Consider the following 18,197-nt stretch of genomic DNA (forward strand, 5'->3'; position numbering starts at 1 on the left):
TGCTGTTATTTGCCTACTCCGTCGACGGTAGCGAAGTACGAGTTATTGATCTTGCGGGCGGCGAAGATCTGCCTGGCAAACGGGAACTGGGCCTGTTTTTCGGTATGGTCTGGCTCGGCAAATGCGATGAACTTTGGGTATTTGGAAGCAATATTTCTAGCGGAATGAGCAAGGAAATCTCCAAGGCGAAAGAACGCGGCATTCCCATCAGGTATTTCACGAAATACTGCGAGGAGGTGTGTGATACATGAAAATTGCTGTCGGCAACAGCCGCATGGAGAAACGGTGGAAGAATCAGGACATCTCCCGGGAGGACTTCAAAAACACTATCCGCACAACAAAGCGCACCACTGAAACCGTATTGGAATATCGCAAGATGAACAAAGCTCAGCAAGATACTATAAAAGACGTTGGCGGCTTCGTGGGCGGGGCACTGCGGGAAGGAAAGCGCAGGAATGGCTATGTGCTCTGGTGGAATATCTGATGAAGTATGGTTTCAAGCGGGAAGTTGAGGCAATTTTGAAGAATTTGTAAAAATATTTGTTCTCGTCGTGATTTGTTTTTATGGTATAATATTTAGTTACAAGATATAATAGAGATAGAACGGGTGATAAAATGAAAATCCAAAACCCCCACGATAAATTCTTTAAGGAAACCCTCGGCAATGTAGCCGTAGCCAAGGATTTTCTAAATAACTATTTGCCCCAAAGTGTTATGAATATAATAGATGTAGACACCCTTGAGCCGCAAAAAGACAGCTTTATTAATAAAAAGTTGCAGGAAAGTTTTTCAGATCTCCTTTTTAAGGCCAGCATAAACAAACGGGAAGGATACCTTTATTTTCTCTTTGAACACAAAAGCCAACCTAGCCGGGATATTGCTTTCCAACTGCTAAGATATATGGTGGAAATCTGGAATGCCAAAATCAGTAAAGAGGAGACTTATGAGCTACCGGTTATCATCCCACTGGTAGTCTACCACGGCCAAGAAGGCTGGAATATAAAAGCTTTAGGGGAAATGATTCCAAGGTATGAAGAACTGCCAAGGGATGTGCAGGCATTCATACCAGACTATAAATATCTGCTATATGATCTTTCAAGGTATACGGATAGGGAAATAAAAGGCGAAGCACAGCTCAGGATATTCCTTACCATGTTAAGGGATATATACACCAAAGACAGCAAGGGGCTTGTGAAGTCTATTTTCCGAGCAGTGGAGTATCTACAAGAACTGGAAGATAAAGAGACCGGGGTAGATTACTTTGAAACCCTAATCAGATATGTATTCAGTGCTGGAAAGAACTTAACGAAATCAGATATTAATGAGATAATCAAAAGAATTGAAACTACCTACCCAGAAGGGAGTGAGAAGATGGTGACTATAGCAGAAATGTTTAGGGAAGAAGGAAAAGAAGAAGGCATCATGAAAGGTATGGAACGGGGAATAGAAATTGGTGCCAGAAAGAAAGAAATCGATGTTGTTAAGAGATTAGCAAAAATGGGGTTGTCCATGGAGCAAATTATTGATGCTGTAGATTTACCTAAAAAAGAAGTAGAAAAAATAGTTAAAGAGGCTATTTTATAAGAAAACCTTTATGAATAATAAGCTTATATTTCCTAACCCTATGGATAATTTACTAATAATATCGACTGGAACTACAATGCCAAGTTAAGAAGCCCCCAAGCCCTTGGTACTACTGGGTTTGCGGGGTTTTTAATATACACGAACCCTTGTTCTTTAGTGCTATTAACGCTACAACTATTCAAGTAACTTTCAGCGATGGCGTTACCCAAAATTTTACAGTAGCAACCCTTAGTGAGGGTGAAAATACCAGAACAATTACCTATAATGGCAAAACATTCACAGTAAACTGTAAACTATGTTGCAAAGCCTACTGTTGAGAAAGTAGAATTTGATAACTACCGCCACATTAAAGTAACTTTTAATACCATAGTTGATCTAACAACTGCTGCTGACCCTAGAAATTATTATTTTGAAATTGTAGAAGGGGATGCAGATTATCAAGCTTTACCAACACTTGGAACCAGCAATCAGTTAGATGACATTGTTACAACATACGCTGGTTCATGGTGGGATGATCATATTATTGCATCTACTGAAGGTGGAAAAACTGTTGTTGATATTTATCTGCCTGAAGATGCTAGATTTACCAACGTTGGCGACGATAATGAAGCTGGACCCTCTGTAATTAACCCGGATACCGGTGACGCTGAACGCACATTAACAATTAATATGGCCGGCGGAAGCCAGAAACTGCTTGTTAAGAAATCTTTGAAGTGCCTCAAGATTCCGTCCCTTCTGACGGCGATGTTGCATTCTCGGTTGAAGGTGTAACCAACCCTGATGGTGGTATGATGACTAAAGTTAACACAGAAGTTGCTCTTCTTGATAACACCAGACCTGTTTCTATCAAAACAAGAAGTGTCTGTCAGAGACAAATCATCATGACGTTTGATGAGCCTCTGAATTTCAGGGAAAATGCCAACGAAGTTACTGCTGCTAAGAACTTCAAAGTTAAGATCGGTTCAAGCACAATTACCATACTGAAAGCTGCCGTAGTTAATGGCAAAAGAACTGTCACCCTGGATCTAGGCTCTGACCTGCCTGATGCTGGCGACATAACCATTAAGGTTGTAGCTGATGCCAACGGCAACATCAATATTATTGATGCTTCTCAGAACAAGAATCCGCTGAACGATGACATGACTTACACTATTGATAGATAATAGATTTATTCAGTAATGTAAGCCGATTAACTAAAAATAACTAAAAGTATGGGGGCGAATATATTCGCCCCCATATTAAAATTTTCCATCATTAAAGGATCACAGCTCTAGGAGAATGTTGAAAAAGTATGATTAAACGTGGATACGGGATGACTAGTTTGTATGGAGTTATGAAAGCACTTGAATATGAAGAGGTCTTAAATAAGAAATACAAAGAACATCCTCTTATTGGCTATTACAAAAGCTATGGAATTACCCCACCAGCGCCTGAAGTACCGATATGATCGCCACGATCGATAATTTTTTTCGATAAAAACATCAAAAACATATTAAATGTAAGCATTATTTATGTCGTTTTTTTAATAATTGCAGGAAATTCATTCCTCCCGAGCGAATAGATATGCCTAAAAAATAAGCAACGGGAGGGATAAATAAACATTATTTACTTTAAAAAAATACAACTAAATAACTAATAAGGAGGAAACTGTATGAAATCAAAACATCTAAAAATTTCGTTCGGCCTTTTTTGGGCGCTGTGCATGATTTTTGTTATGTCACCGGCATCCTTTGCGGAAACTGTTAGCAGTCCCGAATTATCCAGTTACACTTTTATGGTTTACTTAAACGGCACCGACCTGGAAAGCGAAGATCAAGGCGATGGAACAGTGGCGGGGGCCGGTTCAAATGACCTCGATGAAATGATGGCTATCGGGTCGGAGCCAGGCGTGCTGAACGTTGTGGTTCAAACCGGTGGTACAAAACAATGGCGCAACACAAGTATTTCTCCTGAAACAAACCAGCGCTGGTATATAAAAAATAATGAGATGGAACTTATCGAAGACGTAGGCCAAGTGAATATGGCGGAACCGGAAACCCTAAAAGATTTCATTATATGGACGGCTACCGAATATCCGGCTGAAAAGTATGTACTGGCTTTGTGGAATCACGGTGGGGGAGCGCATGGTGGATATGCGCATGATGAGCTTTTTGAGGATAAGTCCACTTTATCCCTGGCCGACATCCGAACAGCTTTGGAACAAGCATCCGGTCAATCAGGCATAGCTTTCGAACTTATAGGCTTTGACGCCTGTCTCATGGCGACAATTGAGACAGCTTATATTGTAAGCCCCTTCACTAAATATTTTATAGGTTCAGAAGAAACAGAACCCGGACACGGGTGGAACTATACACCCATTTTTCAAAAGATTCTAGATGATCCAACCATAAGCGGCGATAAACTCGGGGAAGCAATAGCCCAAGGGTTTAGGGAACAAGCCCTGGAATGGGACACAGCAGATGAAACAACCCTTTCGGTCATAAACGCAAAGAAAATTGGCCCTGTCATTGAAGCTCTGGAAGCACTGGTTAGCAAAGCAGGTACCGACATAGATGAACCGGCGGCTTATGTAGAGTTCGCCAAGGGAAGAAATAAAGCCGAAGACTATGGCAACAGCGGCGGAGCTCACGGCGACAGCACAGATATGGTTGATATCGGAAATCTGGCCAAGCAACTGCAAAATCAGCATCCTGAAGAAACTTCCAATATAATCAGTGCACTGAATAACGCCGTAGTTTTTAATCTGACTCCCCCGGAAAAGAAACCAAATGCCACCGGCCTGACCGTATACCTGCCATGTAAGGATAAAGAAGGATTTGAAGATAAACTAACAAACTATAAAGAAATAAATTTTTCCCCTGTTTACACGGAATTTATAGAAAAATACGGGCAAATAGTAGTTTCTGATACTACGGGGGTAGAACTGGAAGATTCAAACCCGGCCAGTACAAGCGACCAGGAAAATAGCACTGCCGGCAGCAGCAATATCTTGTCATCGGCGGCCAGTGCCTATAACGGAGAAGATATTACCTTGCCATCCAAGTCATTTAGCAATAGTAATATAAGGGTAATCAATTTCAACAAGCCAGTAGACGCCAATACTATTTTCATTAATGAAAACATTTACATTACAAATGATAAAAACGGCACATCTACTCCATTCCTTATTGAAAAATATGAGCTAACAGATAATAATACCAAGCTGACACTAACCACCAAAGATTACTTTGAACCCGGTGAAACATATTCAATTTATATTAAAAAGGATATCAGCTCCAAGGAAATAAAATCGACAGATGGTAAAACACTGAAGGACAACTACAAAATGGTCTTTACTATTATCAGTGAAGACAGGTTTGAAATAAAAATAAAGGAATCGGATATCAGCAAGGTGAATATGATTTATTCAGTTCTAGGTCAGTATTACGACAACAACACCAAAATTAGATTCCTGGGCATGGATAACGACGTGGACTTTGATGAAACAACCGGCATAGTAAGAGATAATTTCGACGGCACGTGGGTTCAACTGGGCGGCCAGTTTGTATCATTGTTCCTTATGGATGAAAACGACGGTAAATATAGCTATTCAGTACCAATTAAACTCAACGGCCAAGATATGGACCTGCAAATAATCTACGATACCAATACCGAAACCACCAGTATACTGGGCGCTTGGAAAGGCATCGACCCAGATACAGGTTTATCGGATAGAAATATTATTAAGTTAAAAGCCGGTGATATCATTACTCCAATGTTTTACTCTTATGACCTCGTTACTGACAAAGACGAAGACATTCCAGGCGAACCATTCACAGTGCAGGATCCTACAAAATTAGAGCTTCAGGGTGATTATCTTCCCCAGGGCGAATACCTGTATGGATTCTATATCGAGGATATCGCGCAAAATGATACTTGTTCCGAATTTGTGGACATCTCCCTTCTTGACTAGGCATTAAAGAAAGACGGCAGAAAGATCCATTCAGGACTTACGGCCGTCTTTTTTCGCCTCATTATATCTTTTATCCCATAATCGGTACACTTAAAAAGTGTCTCCGAAGGATTTTTCCCCAGGCAAACTTTTATCTGCTGCAGTTTTAATTTTCCTTTGTGCTAATTTTACTAGTCCACAATCCATCCTTGTCCTACCTTAACACCTTGAAATGAATGTTTATATCAATTAAAATAGAAAAAAGTTGTAAAAAAGGAGGAATATATTATGAAAAAGACAAGACTAAACTTTTTTTTGATTTTAGCGGCAATATTTTTAAGCTTTATAGTAGTTACTTCCGCTATTGCGGAAGTACAGGAAAACCAGGAAATAGCTATTGAAAGCGTTACGCTGAATAAAACCGAGCTAGCGCTAACGGTGGAAGGTTCTTCGGAAACATTAGTGGCCACGGTGCTGCCGGCAAATGCAACAAATCAATTAGTTGAATGGTCATCCAGCGCTCCGGAAGTGGCGACTGTTGAAAATGGAGCAGTAACGCCTGTTGCCGTGGGTAATGCTGTTATCACTGTAAAAACAGTGGACGGTGATAAAACTGCGACATGTTCAGTAGTAGTTAGTGAAGAGCCGCAGAACGACGAAAGGTGGCAAGAATGGAAAGAGCTTGTGCCGCCGGTTAAAGTATGGACAGTCACCTTTAATGCACCTATATTGCCCGATTCAGTCAATTCCAAAAGTGTATATGTTCAAAGCAACAAGAATGGCAAACCAATAAATTGCAGCACAGAGTTAAGCGAAGATAATAAAACTATAACCATTAACCCGCCTCCGGAAGGATATATGCCCGGCCAGAAATATATTCTCTTTATTAAGAACAAGGTAAAATCAGCTTCGGGAAAACTTTTAACGAAGCCAATCAAGATGATGTTTAGTGTTAAACCGGCGGAAACGTCAGAGGCAGTTGTGATTAATGGGATTACGGAAGATCCGGCAGTCATTGGAAAAGTAGTGGTGACTACCGATAGTGATACGAACCTGGCTGCTATTCAGGCAGGGATCACCATGTCCAATAAGAACTTGGCATGGGAGCAAGTAGACCCCCGAACCTTCACGGTAACCGTACCCGGTGCGGCGAAAGGTGAGAAGTATGCTTTTACCCTGAACACAGGCTTTACTGTGGGGTCCGGTGTTGATGTGGAAGTGGAGTGGGCAGAAGAAAACCTGCCTTTTACTTTAATATCCACGGCGTATCAGGAGAATCACCCCATTCCGGTTAAATATGCCGGCTACGAAGCCGGTGGGCAAAATATTAGCATTCCGCTTACCTGGAGCAATTTGCCTGCGGATACCAAATCCCTGGCCCTGATTATGTACGATTTACACCCTATCGCAAATAACTGGGTTCACTGGGCAGTAATTAACATTCCGGCAACCGCAACGGAACTACCGGAAGGAGCCTCGGGTACAGCGCAAATGCCCAACGGCTGTGTTGAATTAATTAATACTTTCGGTACATGCGGCTATGGCGGACCGGAACCGCCGGCAGAATCAGGGGAGCATCAATACAAAATCGTACTTTATGCACTGAATGTTGATAGCCTAGACCTGTCCGGTCAGGTTACGCTGGCGCAGTTTGAGTCTTCCGTTAGCGAAAATAGTTTAGGCAGCGCGGAACTATCGGGTGTTTTTTCTCAATAAACTATGTTCACTAGGTTTACAAAATACGTTAACAACAAAAGGGTCAACCGCTTTCACATACGGTTGACCCTTTTGTTGTTTATTCCATACCATCCATACCTGCTCTTGCGAAACAAAGCTATATTTTTTTGCAAACTAATGAAGGAGTATTACCTAAAATATAGAATATTTATACATTTATCATATTAGTATATAGCAAAAATCCCATTAGCAAAAGAGGTGGTGGTAAAAACATTGTTTGCAGTACCCTGCAGTGGAAGACAGAAGTATTCAAATCAAACAATCGTTATTGAATAACTGTGGTCCTATAACTCGGTGGGGGACTGTCCCCTTTTGGGAGGTTCTGGATGGGGCTTTTTAAGCCCCGTCCGGCTTCCGACCCGAGCAAAAGATTGATTATGCCTTCCGGAATTTCCCACGAGCATAAGTGAATCAATTAAGCTTACCCGTAAACCAAACCGCTTGATCAGTTTCTTCCTATCTAACCTGTAGGTAAATTTATTAGATAATATAAACTCAAATTAAAAGGAAAGTTGGAAATTAATAGCGAATGTCCAAGCATATATCTTTTGAAATAGAATTGAGGTTTAAAAAGTGTTATCAAATGATTGGCTAATTAGGACTTGCTGAACTAAACAAAAACCCAATAAAATCAAGGATTTAGGAGCATATTTGTCGAAATAAGATGCATGGAAAATGCGGTAAAGATTGCAAAAACCGTGCACCTGGAGGCAAAAAATATGTTCCGTAAAGTGGAAAACCAATATTATCTTGAAGAATTTATATTGCCTTTTGAAGGCAAATTAAGAGCTGATAACCGCTGGGTAAAACTAGCTAAAATTATCCCCTGGGAAAGCATCGAAGAACGCTATGCCAATCTTTTTCCCAGCAACCGTGGACAGTTGGCTAAACCCGTCAGAATGGCCCTTGGTGCCTTAATCATTAAAGAGAAATGTGGCTATAGTGACCGTGAAACAGTGGAGCAGATCACTGAGAATCCCTATTTGCAATACTTTATCGGTCTAAGGGAATACCATGATCGGCCGCCATTTGATTCTTCACTAATGGTCCACTTTCGTAAGCGTTTTGGCTCTGAAACCCTAAAAGATATCAACGAAGAAATCTGTCGTGCCGCCAAGAAAGCGGAAGAGCAAAAGAAGGACGATGACAACAAGCCTAAACCACCTTCAGGTGGCAAAAAAACGCACGCGAAAGAACCAAATAGCCCAAAAAGCAAAGCCTCTTCTTTTGAGGTATATCCGGCAAACAAAGGCAAACTCATCTTGGATGCCACCTGCGCCCCGGCAGACATACGCTACCCCACTGACTTATCCTTGCTTAACGAAGCTAGGGAGAAGTTGGATAACATTATCGATCTCGTGCACAAGACTCTTGGTAAGCCAGGTAGAAGACCACGTACTTATCGTCAAATAGCTCGTAAAGCCTACCTTAACATTGTTCACAACAGAAAGCCTGGTAAAAAAGCTATCCGAAAAGCCATCGGCAAGCAGCTGCGCTATGTGAGGCGCAACCTAAGTGCTGTAGACCGCCTACTAGCTATGGCCGGTGATAGTCATGGTCTAAGTCAGAAACAACAGGATACATTGCGCACCATACGTATGGTCTATGAACAACAACTCCATATGTATACCTACCGCAAACACAAGATAAATGATCGCATTGTAAGCATCAGCCAGCCGCATGTGCGTCCCATTGTCCGAGGTAAAGCCACAGCTGATGTCGAGTTCGGTGCCAAAGTCGCTATCAGTATGATAGATGGTTACGCCTTTGTGGAAACGCTAAGTTGGGACGCCTTTAATGAAGGGGTAACCTTGCAAGAATCGGTGGAATATTACCGCCAAAAGTACGGGTACTACCCTGAAGCCGTTCAGGCAGACAAAATATACCGGAATAGGGAAAACCTGCGCTTCTGCGATAGATATAACATACGGCTCAGTGGACCACGGCTAGGAAGACCACTGATTGATAAAGTACTACAGAGAGAACAGAGACGCATAGAACGGCAAGATGCCAGCGAACGCAATGCTGTAGAAGCGAAATTCGGAGAAGGCAAGCGTCGCTATGGATTGGCACGTATTATGGCACGTCTAAAAGAGACCGCCGAAAGCGTGATCTGCCTGCAGTTCCTAGTAATGAATTTGGAACGTAGGCTCCGTGTTCTTTTGTTCTTTTTTATGCGGCGTCTGTTTCGGTATAATCTGGGTTTTCAAGAACCGTTATTATACTGTTTTAATTAAAATAAGTTCGGTTCAGCAAGCCCTAATTAACAATTTGAACATTCACATTATTAAAGGAGAGGATATTGAGCATGAGAAATAGGATTATAAAGAATCTACCATTATTAAGGCTGTTCTTTATAGGGCTAAGCATAATTGGATCATTTCTGTTCTATTTTGCAAATGTCAATTTAGCATGGGCTGCCGGGGATTACCCAAATGACGCTATTCAGTTAAATATTGGAACAACTGTTGACGACACAATTACTACATCAGGCCAAGCCCGGTGGTATAAAGTGTATTTGACAAATGATGCAATTTACAACTCAACACACCTTGTTATCCAAACCTACGGAAACATGGATACTTATTTAAAAGTTTATGGTGACTTGGAGAGTGCTACTAAAGATAACATGTATCATGAAGATGATGATAGCGGCGATGGCAGGAATGCCATGGTCAAAATGCCAATAGCCTTCATGGGTCCTTACTACATAAAAGTTACCGGTTATTCATCATATACCGGTTCATTTCAACTGAACGTTTCTAATGATACTTATCCACCTGAAGAACGCGAAGGTGGGGCATGTGCCGTGGAGGCTGTTACTTCGAATGCCCCCTCAGGAAAAGCAATATTATCTAACATTCGTGCTTTAAGAGATGATCTGTTTAAAAATACTGCGCAGGGGGAAAATCTAATTTCTGTATACTATAAAGCTTCCCCATATTTATTAAAAGCTATAATTATTGATGAAGATACCCGTGCCACAATTTATCGGAATCTTATACAACTCCAACCAGTTATAAAGGAAGCCGCTGCCCTGGGGAGTGGAAAATCAAGTTCCTACGTTATTACCGAGCAAGATTATGCTAGTCTTGTAGAGCTTCGTAATGTAACTAAACCGTGGTTACCGGATGATATTAATTCAAAAATAGACGCACTTTGGAATATAATGGGCGTTTCTACGTATGCCGGCATGGAGTTGACGGATTGTTTATCAGCTGCAAAGCTAAATTATGTAAATTTCTTGAGTGGAAAAGGCTATATAAAATATCATAATAATATTCAATATATAGCTGACGAATTAATTATCAAATTAAAGCCTGGATCAAAGGCACAAAATATAGGAAGTGCAAAAATAAATTCTGTGGAAGTCAATCATGTACTGCAGGCTCATGGGGTAAAAGATATTAAACCTTTTAAGCTTGGCAAGGGTAATAGTGGCGCATCTGCTAATGAAGATATTTTGTCGAATGTATACTTAGTTAAGCTGGCTGGTGAATCTCAGGCTGATTCCTTAGCCGTGGCAAGTCAATTAAAGAATATTTCAAATGTTGATTATGCCGAGCCAAACTATATAATGCAAGCTTTTTCTAATGATGTATATTATAATTATCAATGGTCATTAGAAAATACAGGGCAAGATAATGGTATCGCTGGTGCAGATATTAATTACACTGGAATTAGACCACAACTTATCGGTAAAAACCTAAACAAAACCTTGATTGCAGTTGTTGATACAGGAGTTAATTATAAGTTAGCCGATTTTTCAGGCATTGTGCGTACGGATCTTGATTGGGACTACGTAAATGACGATGATGATGCAATGGACGATTGTGATCATGGCACGCACGTCGCAGGTATTATAGGAGCACGCATTGACAATGGATTTTCCATGTCCGGAATAAATAGCTATGCTGAAATTTTACCTGTTAAAGTATTGGCCAGCGACGGTAGTGGAAGTGCTGTAAATGTTGCTCAGGGGATTATCTATGCTGTTGATAAAGGCGCCAAGGTAATCAATCTTAGTTTAGGCGTTTCAGAAGTCTGTAGTGTTGTTGAAGATGCTCTTAAATATGCAGCCTATCAGGATGTTCTTTGCGTGGCGGCAGCCGGTAATGATGGAAACAGTTCTTTGAGTTATCCTGCATCATCAAGCTATACCCTTTCAGTTGGCGCTACTGATAATATGGATATCCGTGCATCGTTTTCTAATTATGGTAGTTACCTTGACGTAATGGCACCCGGTGTACACATTCCTAGTCTAGTAAAGGACGGCAGTGTAATGTATGCAGATGGGACCTCAATGGCAACCCCTCATGTTGCCGCGTTAGCTGGTCTGCTATATTCCCTAGTACCCACTATGACTTGTGTAGATGCTGCACGTATAATTAAAGAGGGTTGTGACGATCTAGGTGACCAGGGGTATGATACAGGTTATGGTTGGGGTCGGGTAGATGCGGTCAAGGTTATTAACGGAGCCCAATATTCTCGGACAGTTACCTCCGTAAGTCTGTCAACAGATAAAGCCAGTCCGCAGCCTATAGGTACAGCAGTTACATTTAGCGCCAGCGCTGTTGGTAGCAGCAACCCGCAATACTCTTTCTGGGTTCAAGATCCTAATGGTGTCTGGACGAGCAGCGGTGCCTGGACAAGTACCAATACCTACCAGATAAATAGCACGATACCTGGTACTTATCAGGTTATAGTTTATGCCAAAGACAGTCAAGCAAGTCAGTCGCAGGCCTTTGACTCAAGCAGCTTTACTTTTACCAGTGGAACTACCGAACGTGTTACCTCCGTAAGTCTGTCAACAGATAAAGCCAGCCCGCAGCCTATAGGTACAACAGTTACATTTACCGCCAGCGCTGTTGGTAGCAGCAATCCGCAATACTCTTTCTGGGTTCAAGATCCTAATGGTGTCTGGACGAGCAGCGGTGCCTGGACAAGTACCAATACCTACCAGATAAATAACGCAATACCTGGTATTTATCAGGTTATAGTTTATGCCAAAGACAGTCAAGCAAGTCAGTCGCAGGCCTTTGACTCAAGCAGCTTTACTTTTACCAGTGGAACTACCGAACGTATCACCTCCGTAAGTCTGTCAACAGATAAAGCCAGCCCGCAGCCTGTAGGTACAACAGTTACATTTACCGCCAGCGCTGTTGGTAGCAACAATCCGCAATACTCTTTCTGGGTTCAAGATCCTAATGGTGTCTGGACGAGCAGCGGTGCCTGGACAAGTACCAATACCTACCAGATAAATAGCACGATACCTGGTATTTATCAGGTTATAGTTTATGCCAAAGACAGTCAAGCAAGTCAGTCGCAGGCCTTTGACTTAAGCAGCTTTACTTTTACCAGTGGAACTACCGAACGTATCACCTCCGTAAGTCTGTCAACAGATAAAGCCAGCCCGCAGCCTGCAGGCATAGCAGTTACATTTACCGCCAACGCTGTTGGTAGCAGCAATCCGCAATACTCTTTCTGGGTACAGGATCCCAATGGTTCTTGGACGAACAGTGGCCCCTGGTCAAATAACAATACTTATCAACTAACAAATACTATTGCCGGAAATTATATTATCATCGTTTACGCCAAGGACTTCAGCGCAGCGGAATGGCAAGCCTTTAATAGCACAGAATTTACTTTTAACTAAATTGAATATCTAACAGCAAAACGCCGGGACTTACACCGGCGTTTTGCAAAACTAGATTAAAATGTTTGGTTTGGCTCTACAAGATTATAGGAGGTGGTACTTTGAAAGGAAAAAATTGCATTATTATTAGTCTATTTATAATAGTATTTTGTTTACAAAGTGTTACTTGCACCGCAGTTCCTTATTCTGTAACCTTTATTGTTGACCGTAATTCATATGTTTTGAACGGTAAAGAGACTACAATGGACGCAGTTCCACACATCTTAAATAACCGTGCCTTTATTCCCATTCGTTACCTCGCTTTGTCCCTAGGGATTAAACAAGATAATATAGTGTGGAATTCCTCGACCCGGGACGTTAAAATAGTAAAAGATAATATGTGCGTGGAGTTAAAAATGGGTAGTAATATTTATTACGTAAATGACCAGCCGAGAGAAATGGACACGATACCTATTATTAGGGATGGACATATATATTTACCGGCCCGGTATGTTGCAGAGCCTTTTGGTTATGAAGTTAGATGGAATGTCCAACGACATGCTGTTATTATTACACAAAAAACATCGCTTAAACCAGATAAGACACAAGCTGAAACTATTATTTCACTGGCAAAGGAAGATCTATCAAAACGATTAGGTTTTCCTGAAAATAAGATAACCCTTAAAAGCATTGAATCCGTCAATTGGCCCGATTCAAGTTTAGGATATCCTAAACCTAATAAAATATATGGAGAAGTAGTAACTCCAGGATATAGAATAATACTTCGTTATAATGATAATGAGTTTGAGTATCATAGCAACATGACAGGGAGCGTAATTGTCAGTAATAAATGAACAATTAGATATACACCAATATTGGAATACTTTCACATAGTTTCGATTTTAGGCACATCTTGAAAAGTGATAAAACATTTATATGGAACGCTAATGAGAAACTCACAATTAAATTAATTTTATTAAGCTAACTGGTTATTCGTGATAATCACTGTTCTAGTCATGGCCTGTCTGATGCGGCAATAGGTTATAGCCTAATTTAATAAAAAAAGGAGTTGTATTCAACAGATGTCTGAACAATTGTCAAATGATGCCGAATTGGAACACACCAATACCGGTATTAGTATGGATGCCCAGAATCAAATAAGGTCACAATGGAGATCGGAATGCAATACAGAAGTTAACTTCTGGAATAATTATATAAAAACAATGGGCGAAGCTTTTCAGAATGATTACCCCAACCGCCTTAACGCCGAGTACCCACTACAGCCCCATATACTGGAGCATATTCAACACTTGTCAGAAAATGAAATTAATATATTAGACGTAGGTGCCGGGCCGCTGACCGTACTAGGTAAACGCTGGCCGCCTAAAAAAATACGCATAACTGCCGTAGACCCTTTAGCTGACGATTATGACGCTATTCTTGAAAAAGCAGGTATAACCCCACCGGTGCGGAGCACATGGTGCCACGGCGAGTTACTGCTGGAGAGGTTTAAGCCCAACAGTTTTGATTTGGCCTATGCCCAAAATTCACTTGATCATAGCTATAACCCACTGCTGGTGATTAAAAATATGCTCACACTGGTGAAATTAAATTGTTATGTTTTACTAGAACACGCCCAAAACGAGGCAGAAAATGAAAATTACATTGGCTTGCATCAATGGAATTTTGACATTGAAAACGACAACTTCATTATTTGGAATAAGCAGTTCAAACATAACGTTACCAAATTACTAGCCCCGTATGGTGAAGTAACCTTCAGGCTAAACAAAAATATTAGGTGGCTTATAGTAAGCATAAAAAAAACAACAAACTTCGAGTTAACTAAAGATAGAAATTTAGTAAAAGTACAAGATGAGGCACAGATAAATCCGGTAACAGGCAAAACAGATAACTATGTAACAACCGCAAAAATACCGTGGTGGAAGAGTCTATTGAGAGGTAAATAAACTAATATTCCATAAATAAAACATTGCCCCCAACCACTGTAAGCCAGTCACGATACTTTTAACCCTCGATATGGTCACTATTTTATCTTCTATCGGCTGCCTTAAAGCATTTAACGATTTCTTATTGAATTCCGCTGCTTCATCTAAAAACAGCACCCCGTTATGAGCCAGGGAAATTTCCCCGGTACAGCCGGGTTGCCTCCTCCCACCAGGGAGTTCATTGATGCATTATGATGCGGAGCACGAAAAGGTCGTTTGGTAATAAGCTGATCGCGGTCTTTCATTCAATAAGCCGGCCACACTATATATTTTAGTTACTTCCAGCGCTTCTTCCTCGGTCATATCGGGTAGGATGGTATCCATCCTTTTGGCAATCATGGACTTACCACAGCCAGGGGAACCGCTCATCAGAATATTATGTCCACCGGTTGCCGCAACAACGATATGTTGGATTAGCGCATCCTGACCTTGTACATCCTGAAAATTTAATACTTTATTCCTTCCACTACTTAATGACCCCGCTTTAACATCAGGCGCAACGTAACTTTCTTTACCCTCTAAATAATTGGCTACCGATTTGAGGTCGTTAAATCCAAACACTTCGATGCCCTGCACCAGAGATGCTTCTCTAATATTGTCCGCAGGAATGATTAATTTTTTTATGCCCGCATCCCTGGCTGCAATGGCCATCGGCAGTACACCACCGCAAGGTCGCAATAAAGCATTAAACGATAATTCCCCAATAAACCCATAACCGTTTAACGTTTCACCGTCAATGGGGAGCTGGCTGGTTTCAACCAAAAGACCAACCGCCATGCTTAAATCAAAATGAGAACCGCTCTTTTTAATATCCCCGGGGGCCAGGTTAATTGCTATTTTCATTTTGGGAAACTCATAGCCGACATAAATGATGGCCGCTTCCAAACGCTGGCGGGATTCTTTAATAGCGGTGTCCCCAAGACCCACAATGGTTATGGACGGGTGGCCGTACATGGTCACAGTTTCGGCTTCCACCCGGTAACCGTCAATACCGGTAATGGCAAAGGAATTAATAACTGTGGCCATCCGTCTCATCCACTTTGGGTTTAACTTTGATATACTTCAAGACTTCCTCCACAAACCCGCGATAATGCCGGACCCTTGGAGGTGAAAAGCAGCCTAATGTTTTGGCGGTGGTGACTAGCTGATCCTGGTGTTCCTCTATGTATATTTTGTAACTGCTCCACTTGTATTCTTCGGGGCGTGCTACCATACTGGCCCGCACCGGATTTAAGTGAATATACCTGCTTATTTCCAAATGGTACGGTGTTGTTTCAATTAATTCGGCATTATACCTATCCTGAAACAAATGACCGACAAATTTATACTTTTTATTGAAGTATATGGCATATAGCATGTTAATCCTTTTCATAACCTGACTTATATTGATATCGACTGTTTCAATTTGCAAGTGAACGTGGTTGGTCATTAAACAATAACTATGCAACAAATACGGTATTTTTTCTTTGACTTCTTTTAAGGTTGCTAGATAAAACAGCCTGTCTTCCTCATCCCTAAAGATATCATGCCGGTGATTACCACGACACATTATATGGTAAACAGCACCTGGATACCAAACACGATTTTTGCGTGGCATATTGACCACCACCTATGTTTGTTAATTGCCTAATTATTCTTTTAATAGCAACAGTTTTCCTTTGTTTTTTTGCGGGAAATTAGAATCGGTCACCTAGTAAGTTTTTTAAGCAATTGAAAATTTTGAACCGATCCTGACCGAGGTCAGGAAACATTTTTCTATCAATCCGTACAAAGAGAAGGTATTCCATTATGAGCTTAGGATTATCTCAATGAAGGCTTGAGAAAGCAGAAAAGACATTTATTGTGGGAGATCACTTTTAAACTTGTTCTTATGACGGCGCCATTAAGTTCCAATAACAATACTTTTAAGTAGGACAAAAGAATTACCTGCCTGGTTCACATTAATTAGAAGAATCCGTTAGACAAATTAAGATATTCTTACTTTTGATAGCAGGCAATATGTAACGAAAAAACAGCCGGGCGTTCCACATGAGAACTCCCGGCTGTTTCTGTTCTTCCCCGACATCCCTTTAGTTCATTAATGCATTACCTTAGTGAGGGACTGTCCCCTTTTGGGGGGTTTTGGGAATCCGAAAGGGATTCCCAAAACCGACCCCTATTCATCCAACTCACGAATGGCTGGTAATAAGTCACTATTTTCTTCAATCCTTAACATCTGTATGTCCCTTACGGATGGGGCAAACCATGAAAATTTTTTTGCGAGCCCCTGAACGGCTAATACCGTTTTAACCGCATCGACACTTTCTCCGAAATAAACACTTCCTTGCTGGCGCGTAAATCCTTTGGTTTCTAGGTAAGTTTTGATATCATAATATGCATTATTATAATTTTGAGTATGGTAATACCTAGATAACTCTGTAGTATCTAAGTCAAATGCTATTGCATACATTCTCGTTTGCCTCCTTCCTAAAAACATATTAACAAACACCTCCAATAAAAGCAATCTTTATTTTGTAAAGAACATCTATCATAGTATTGCCATTCTACTTTTATTCAAAGCAAGTCTTTTAAGACTGATTCTTTGCTTAAATACGGCAGCCAACCCACAGTGTGACAAAAAAAAGCGACCATGGCTGCTTTGTACTGTTAATGAATTGTCAGAATTGTTTCCCATTGTGTGGGGGCCGTACCCCTCCGGAGGAAAAGGGAGACCCCCGGAGACTTGCCCCGGAGGCCCTTTTCCGACGCGATCAGTAAGATAATTTACCCCTTGGTAATAACTACAATATCTGTAGTTAATGCATTACAAGTTGCATAATTGAAGCCCCTAGTGCACAGGAGTAGAAAGAAAACGGCCGGGCGATCCTCGTGGGACCTACCGGCTGTTTTTGTTAAGCTAAAACTCTTTAACTAATTAAAATGGTAACGTATCCAGGGACTGTCCCCTTTTGAGTGATTTTGGGATTCCCAAAACCGACCCGAGCATGCTTATGCACTCTTTTAGCGCCTGCTCGGGGTCCTCTTGTTCGTTTTCACCTTTCATCAGCGGCAGTAGGGGGTATAGTCCTACCAATTTCGCTGCTATCACCGGCTGCCTGCGTTGTTCCCACACTCTAATCACTTCATAGCTGTATTCAAGTACACCCATCTCCCACCTGTCCCACAGCCGACGCAGGCCGTTGTCGTCTTCCCGGTAGAAGAATATTACCACTTGCCGTATGGACGGTATACCCTTCCCCTCTGTTAGTGTGGCCTCCCAAATGTCGCTCCTATATCGTAACATCCTGGCAGGCAATGTGATAGG

At 41.3% G+C, this 18,197-nt stretch carries 15 protein-coding genes and 1 pseudogene; 11 read left to right on the forward strand and 5 right to left on the reverse strand.

Going from position 1 to position 18,197, the window contains the following annotated elements:
- Positions 1-104 precede the first annotated feature (104 nt).
- From DESGI_RS26340 to DESGI_RS21195, 11 genes are all read left to right on the forward strand, one after another.
- Positions 105-251, forward strand: coding sequence for a DUF7768 domain-containing protein (locus DESGI_RS26340; RefSeq protein WP_337833210.1), 147 nt, complete (start codon positions 105-107; stop codon positions 249-251).
- Positions 248-484 carry a hypothetical protein gene (locus DESGI_RS21155; RefSeq protein ID WP_006524494.1) on the forward strand — a complete coding sequence of 79 codons (237 nt, stop codon included), beginning with the start codon at positions 248-250 and terminating at the stop codon, positions 482-484. The genes DESGI_RS26340 and DESGI_RS21155 overlap by 4 nt, the downstream gene beginning before the upstream one ends.
- Positions 485-615: 131 nt before the next feature.
- Entirely contained in the window at positions 616-1,584 is a 969-nt protein-coding gene (locus DESGI_RS21160; RefSeq protein ID WP_006524493.1) for an Rpn family recombination-promoting nuclease/putative transposase, read from the forward strand.
- Positions 1,585-2,297: 713 nt separating this feature from the next.
- Positions 2,298-2,747, forward strand: a complete 450-nt coding sequence (locus tag DESGI_RS21165; RefSeq protein ID WP_006524492.1) for a SwmB domain-containing protein — start codon at positions 2,298-2,300, stop codon at positions 2,745-2,747.
- A gap of 128 nt (positions 2,748-2,875) precedes the next feature.
- Positions 2,876-3,031: a type II toxin-antitoxin system RelE/ParE family toxin gene (locus DESGI_RS24945; RefSeq protein ID WP_006524491.1), complete on the forward strand. Its 156-nt coding sequence runs from the start codon at positions 2,876-2,878 to the stop codon at positions 3,029-3,031.
- Positions 3,032-3,235: 204 nt separating this feature from the next.
- Positions 3,236-5,536: a clostripain-related cysteine peptidase gene (locus tag DESGI_RS21170; RefSeq protein WP_006524490.1), complete on the forward strand. Its 2,301-nt coding sequence runs from the start codon at positions 3,236-3,238 to the stop codon at positions 5,534-5,536.
- Positions 5,537-5,803: 267 nt separating this feature from the next.
- On the forward strand, positions 5,804-7,231 hold the full coding sequence (locus DESGI_RS24155; RefSeq protein ID WP_006524489.1) for a YbhB/YbcL family Raf kinase inhibitor-like protein: 1,428 nt from the start codon (positions 5,804-5,806) through the stop codon (positions 7,229-7,231).
- 740 nt (positions 7,232-7,971) lie between these two features.
- Entirely contained in the window at positions 7,972-9,489 is a 1,518-nt protein-coding gene (locus DESGI_RS21180; protein ID WP_006524487.1) for an IS5 family transposase, read from the forward strand.
- Between the two features lie 71 nt (positions 9,490-9,560).
- Positions 9,561-12,908: a S8 family serine peptidase gene (locus tag DESGI_RS23445; RefSeq protein ID WP_015618025.1), complete on the forward strand. Its 3,348-nt coding sequence runs from the start codon at positions 9,561-9,563 to the stop codon at positions 12,906-12,908.
- Between the two features lie 101 nt (positions 12,909-13,009).
- The gene (locus DESGI_RS21190) at positions 13,010-13,741 is read left to right on the forward strand and encodes a stalk domain-containing protein (RefSeq protein ID WP_006524485.1); all 732 of its coding nucleotides are present in this window, start codon (positions 13,010-13,012) and stop codon (positions 13,739-13,741) included.
- A 228-nt stretch (positions 13,742-13,969) separates the two neighbouring features.
- A complete protein-coding gene (locus DESGI_RS21195; protein ID WP_006524484.1) occupies positions 13,970-14,854 on the forward strand; it encodes a class I SAM-dependent methyltransferase in 885 nt (294 codons plus the stop codon).
- Here DESGI_RS21195 and DESGI_RS26565 read toward each other — a convergent pair.
- The 5 genes and pseudogenes from DESGI_RS26565 to DESGI_RS21215 all read right to left on the reverse strand — a co-directional run bounded on the left by DESGI_RS26565 (position 14,837) and on the right by DESGI_RS21215 (position 18,176).
- Positions 14,837-15,138 (reverse strand): annotated as a pseudogene (locus DESGI_RS26565) (ATP-binding protein). The gene DESGI_RS21195 and the pseudogene DESGI_RS26565 overlap by 18 nt on opposite strands.
- On the reverse strand, positions 15,083-15,919 hold the full coding sequence (locus DESGI_RS21200; protein ID WP_006524483.1) for a magnesium chelatase domain-containing protein: 837 nt from the start codon (positions 15,917-15,919) through the stop codon (positions 15,083-15,085). Before DESGI_RS21200 ends, DESGI_RS26565 begins: the two are co-directional and overlap by 56 nt.
- Positions 15,903-16,490, reverse strand: coding sequence for a transposase (locus DESGI_RS21205; RefSeq protein ID WP_006524482.1), 588 nt, complete (start codon positions 16,488-16,490; stop codon positions 15,903-15,905). Before DESGI_RS21205 ends, DESGI_RS21200 begins: the two co-directional genes overlap by 17 nt.
- A gap of 558 nt (positions 16,491-17,048) precedes the next feature.
- Positions 17,049-17,342, reverse strand: a complete 294-nt coding sequence (locus tag DESGI_RS21210; protein ID WP_006524481.1) for a virulence factor — start codon at positions 17,340-17,342, stop codon at positions 17,049-17,051.
- Positions 17,343-17,807: 465 nt separating this feature from the next.
- Positions 17,808-18,176, reverse strand: coding sequence for an RpnC/YadD family protein (locus tag DESGI_RS21215; protein ID WP_006524480.1), 369 nt, complete (start codon positions 18,174-18,176; stop codon positions 17,808-17,810).
- Positions 18,177-18,197 lie beyond the last annotated feature (21 nt).

The organism is Desulfoscipio gibsoniae DSM 7213 (assembly GCF_000233715.2).
Lineage (GTDB): Bacteria > Bacillota > Desulfotomaculia > Desulfotomaculales > Desulfallaceae > Sporotomaculum > Sporotomaculum gibsoniae.

Coding starts and splice junctions, on each gene's coding strand:
- DESGI_RS26340 (WP_337833210.1), top strand. CDS start 105: ATGGTCTGGCTCGGCAAATGCGATGAACTTTGGGTATTTGGAAGCAAT.
- DESGI_RS21155 (WP_006524494.1), top strand. CDS start 248: ATGAAAATTGCTGTCGGCAACAGCCGCATGGAGAAACGGTGGAAGAAT.
- DESGI_RS21160 (WP_006524493.1), top strand. CDS start 616: ATGAAAATCCAAAACCCCCACGATAAATTCTTTAAGGAAACCCTCGGC.
- DESGI_RS24945 (WP_006524491.1), top strand. CDS start 2,876: ATGATTAAACGTGGATACGGGATGACTAGTTTGTATGGAGTTATGAAA.
- DESGI_RS21170 (WP_006524490.1), top strand. CDS start 3,236: ATGAAATCAAAACATCTAAAAATTTCGTTCGGCCTTTTTTGGGCGCTG.
- DESGI_RS24155 (WP_006524489.1), top strand. CDS start 5,804: ATGAAAAAGACAAGACTAAACTTTTTTTTGATTTTAGCGGCAATATTT.
- DESGI_RS21180 (WP_006524487.1), top strand. CDS start 7,972: ATGTTCCGTAAAGTGGAAAACCAATATTATCTTGAAGAATTTATATTG.
- DESGI_RS23445 (WP_015618025.1), top strand. CDS start 9,561: ATGAGAAATAGGATTATAAAGAATCTACCATTATTAAGGCTGTTCTTT.
- DESGI_RS21195 (WP_006524484.1), top strand. CDS start 13,970: ATGTCTGAACAATTGTCAAATGATGCCGAATTGGAACACACCAATACC.
- DESGI_RS21200 (WP_006524483.1), bottom strand. CDS start 15,919: ATGGCCACAGTTATTAATTCCTTTGCCATTACCGGTATTGACGGTTAC.
- DESGI_RS21205 (WP_006524482.1), bottom strand. CDS start 16,490: ATGCCACGCAAAAATCGTGTTTGGTATCCAGGTGCTGTTTACCATATA.
- DESGI_RS21210 (WP_006524481.1), bottom strand. CDS start 17,342: ATGTATGCAATAGCATTTGACTTAGATACTACAGAGTTATCTAGGTAT.
- DESGI_RS21215 (WP_006524480.1), bottom strand. CDS start 18,176: ATGTTACGATATAGGAGCGACATTTGGGAGGCCACACTAACAGAGGGG.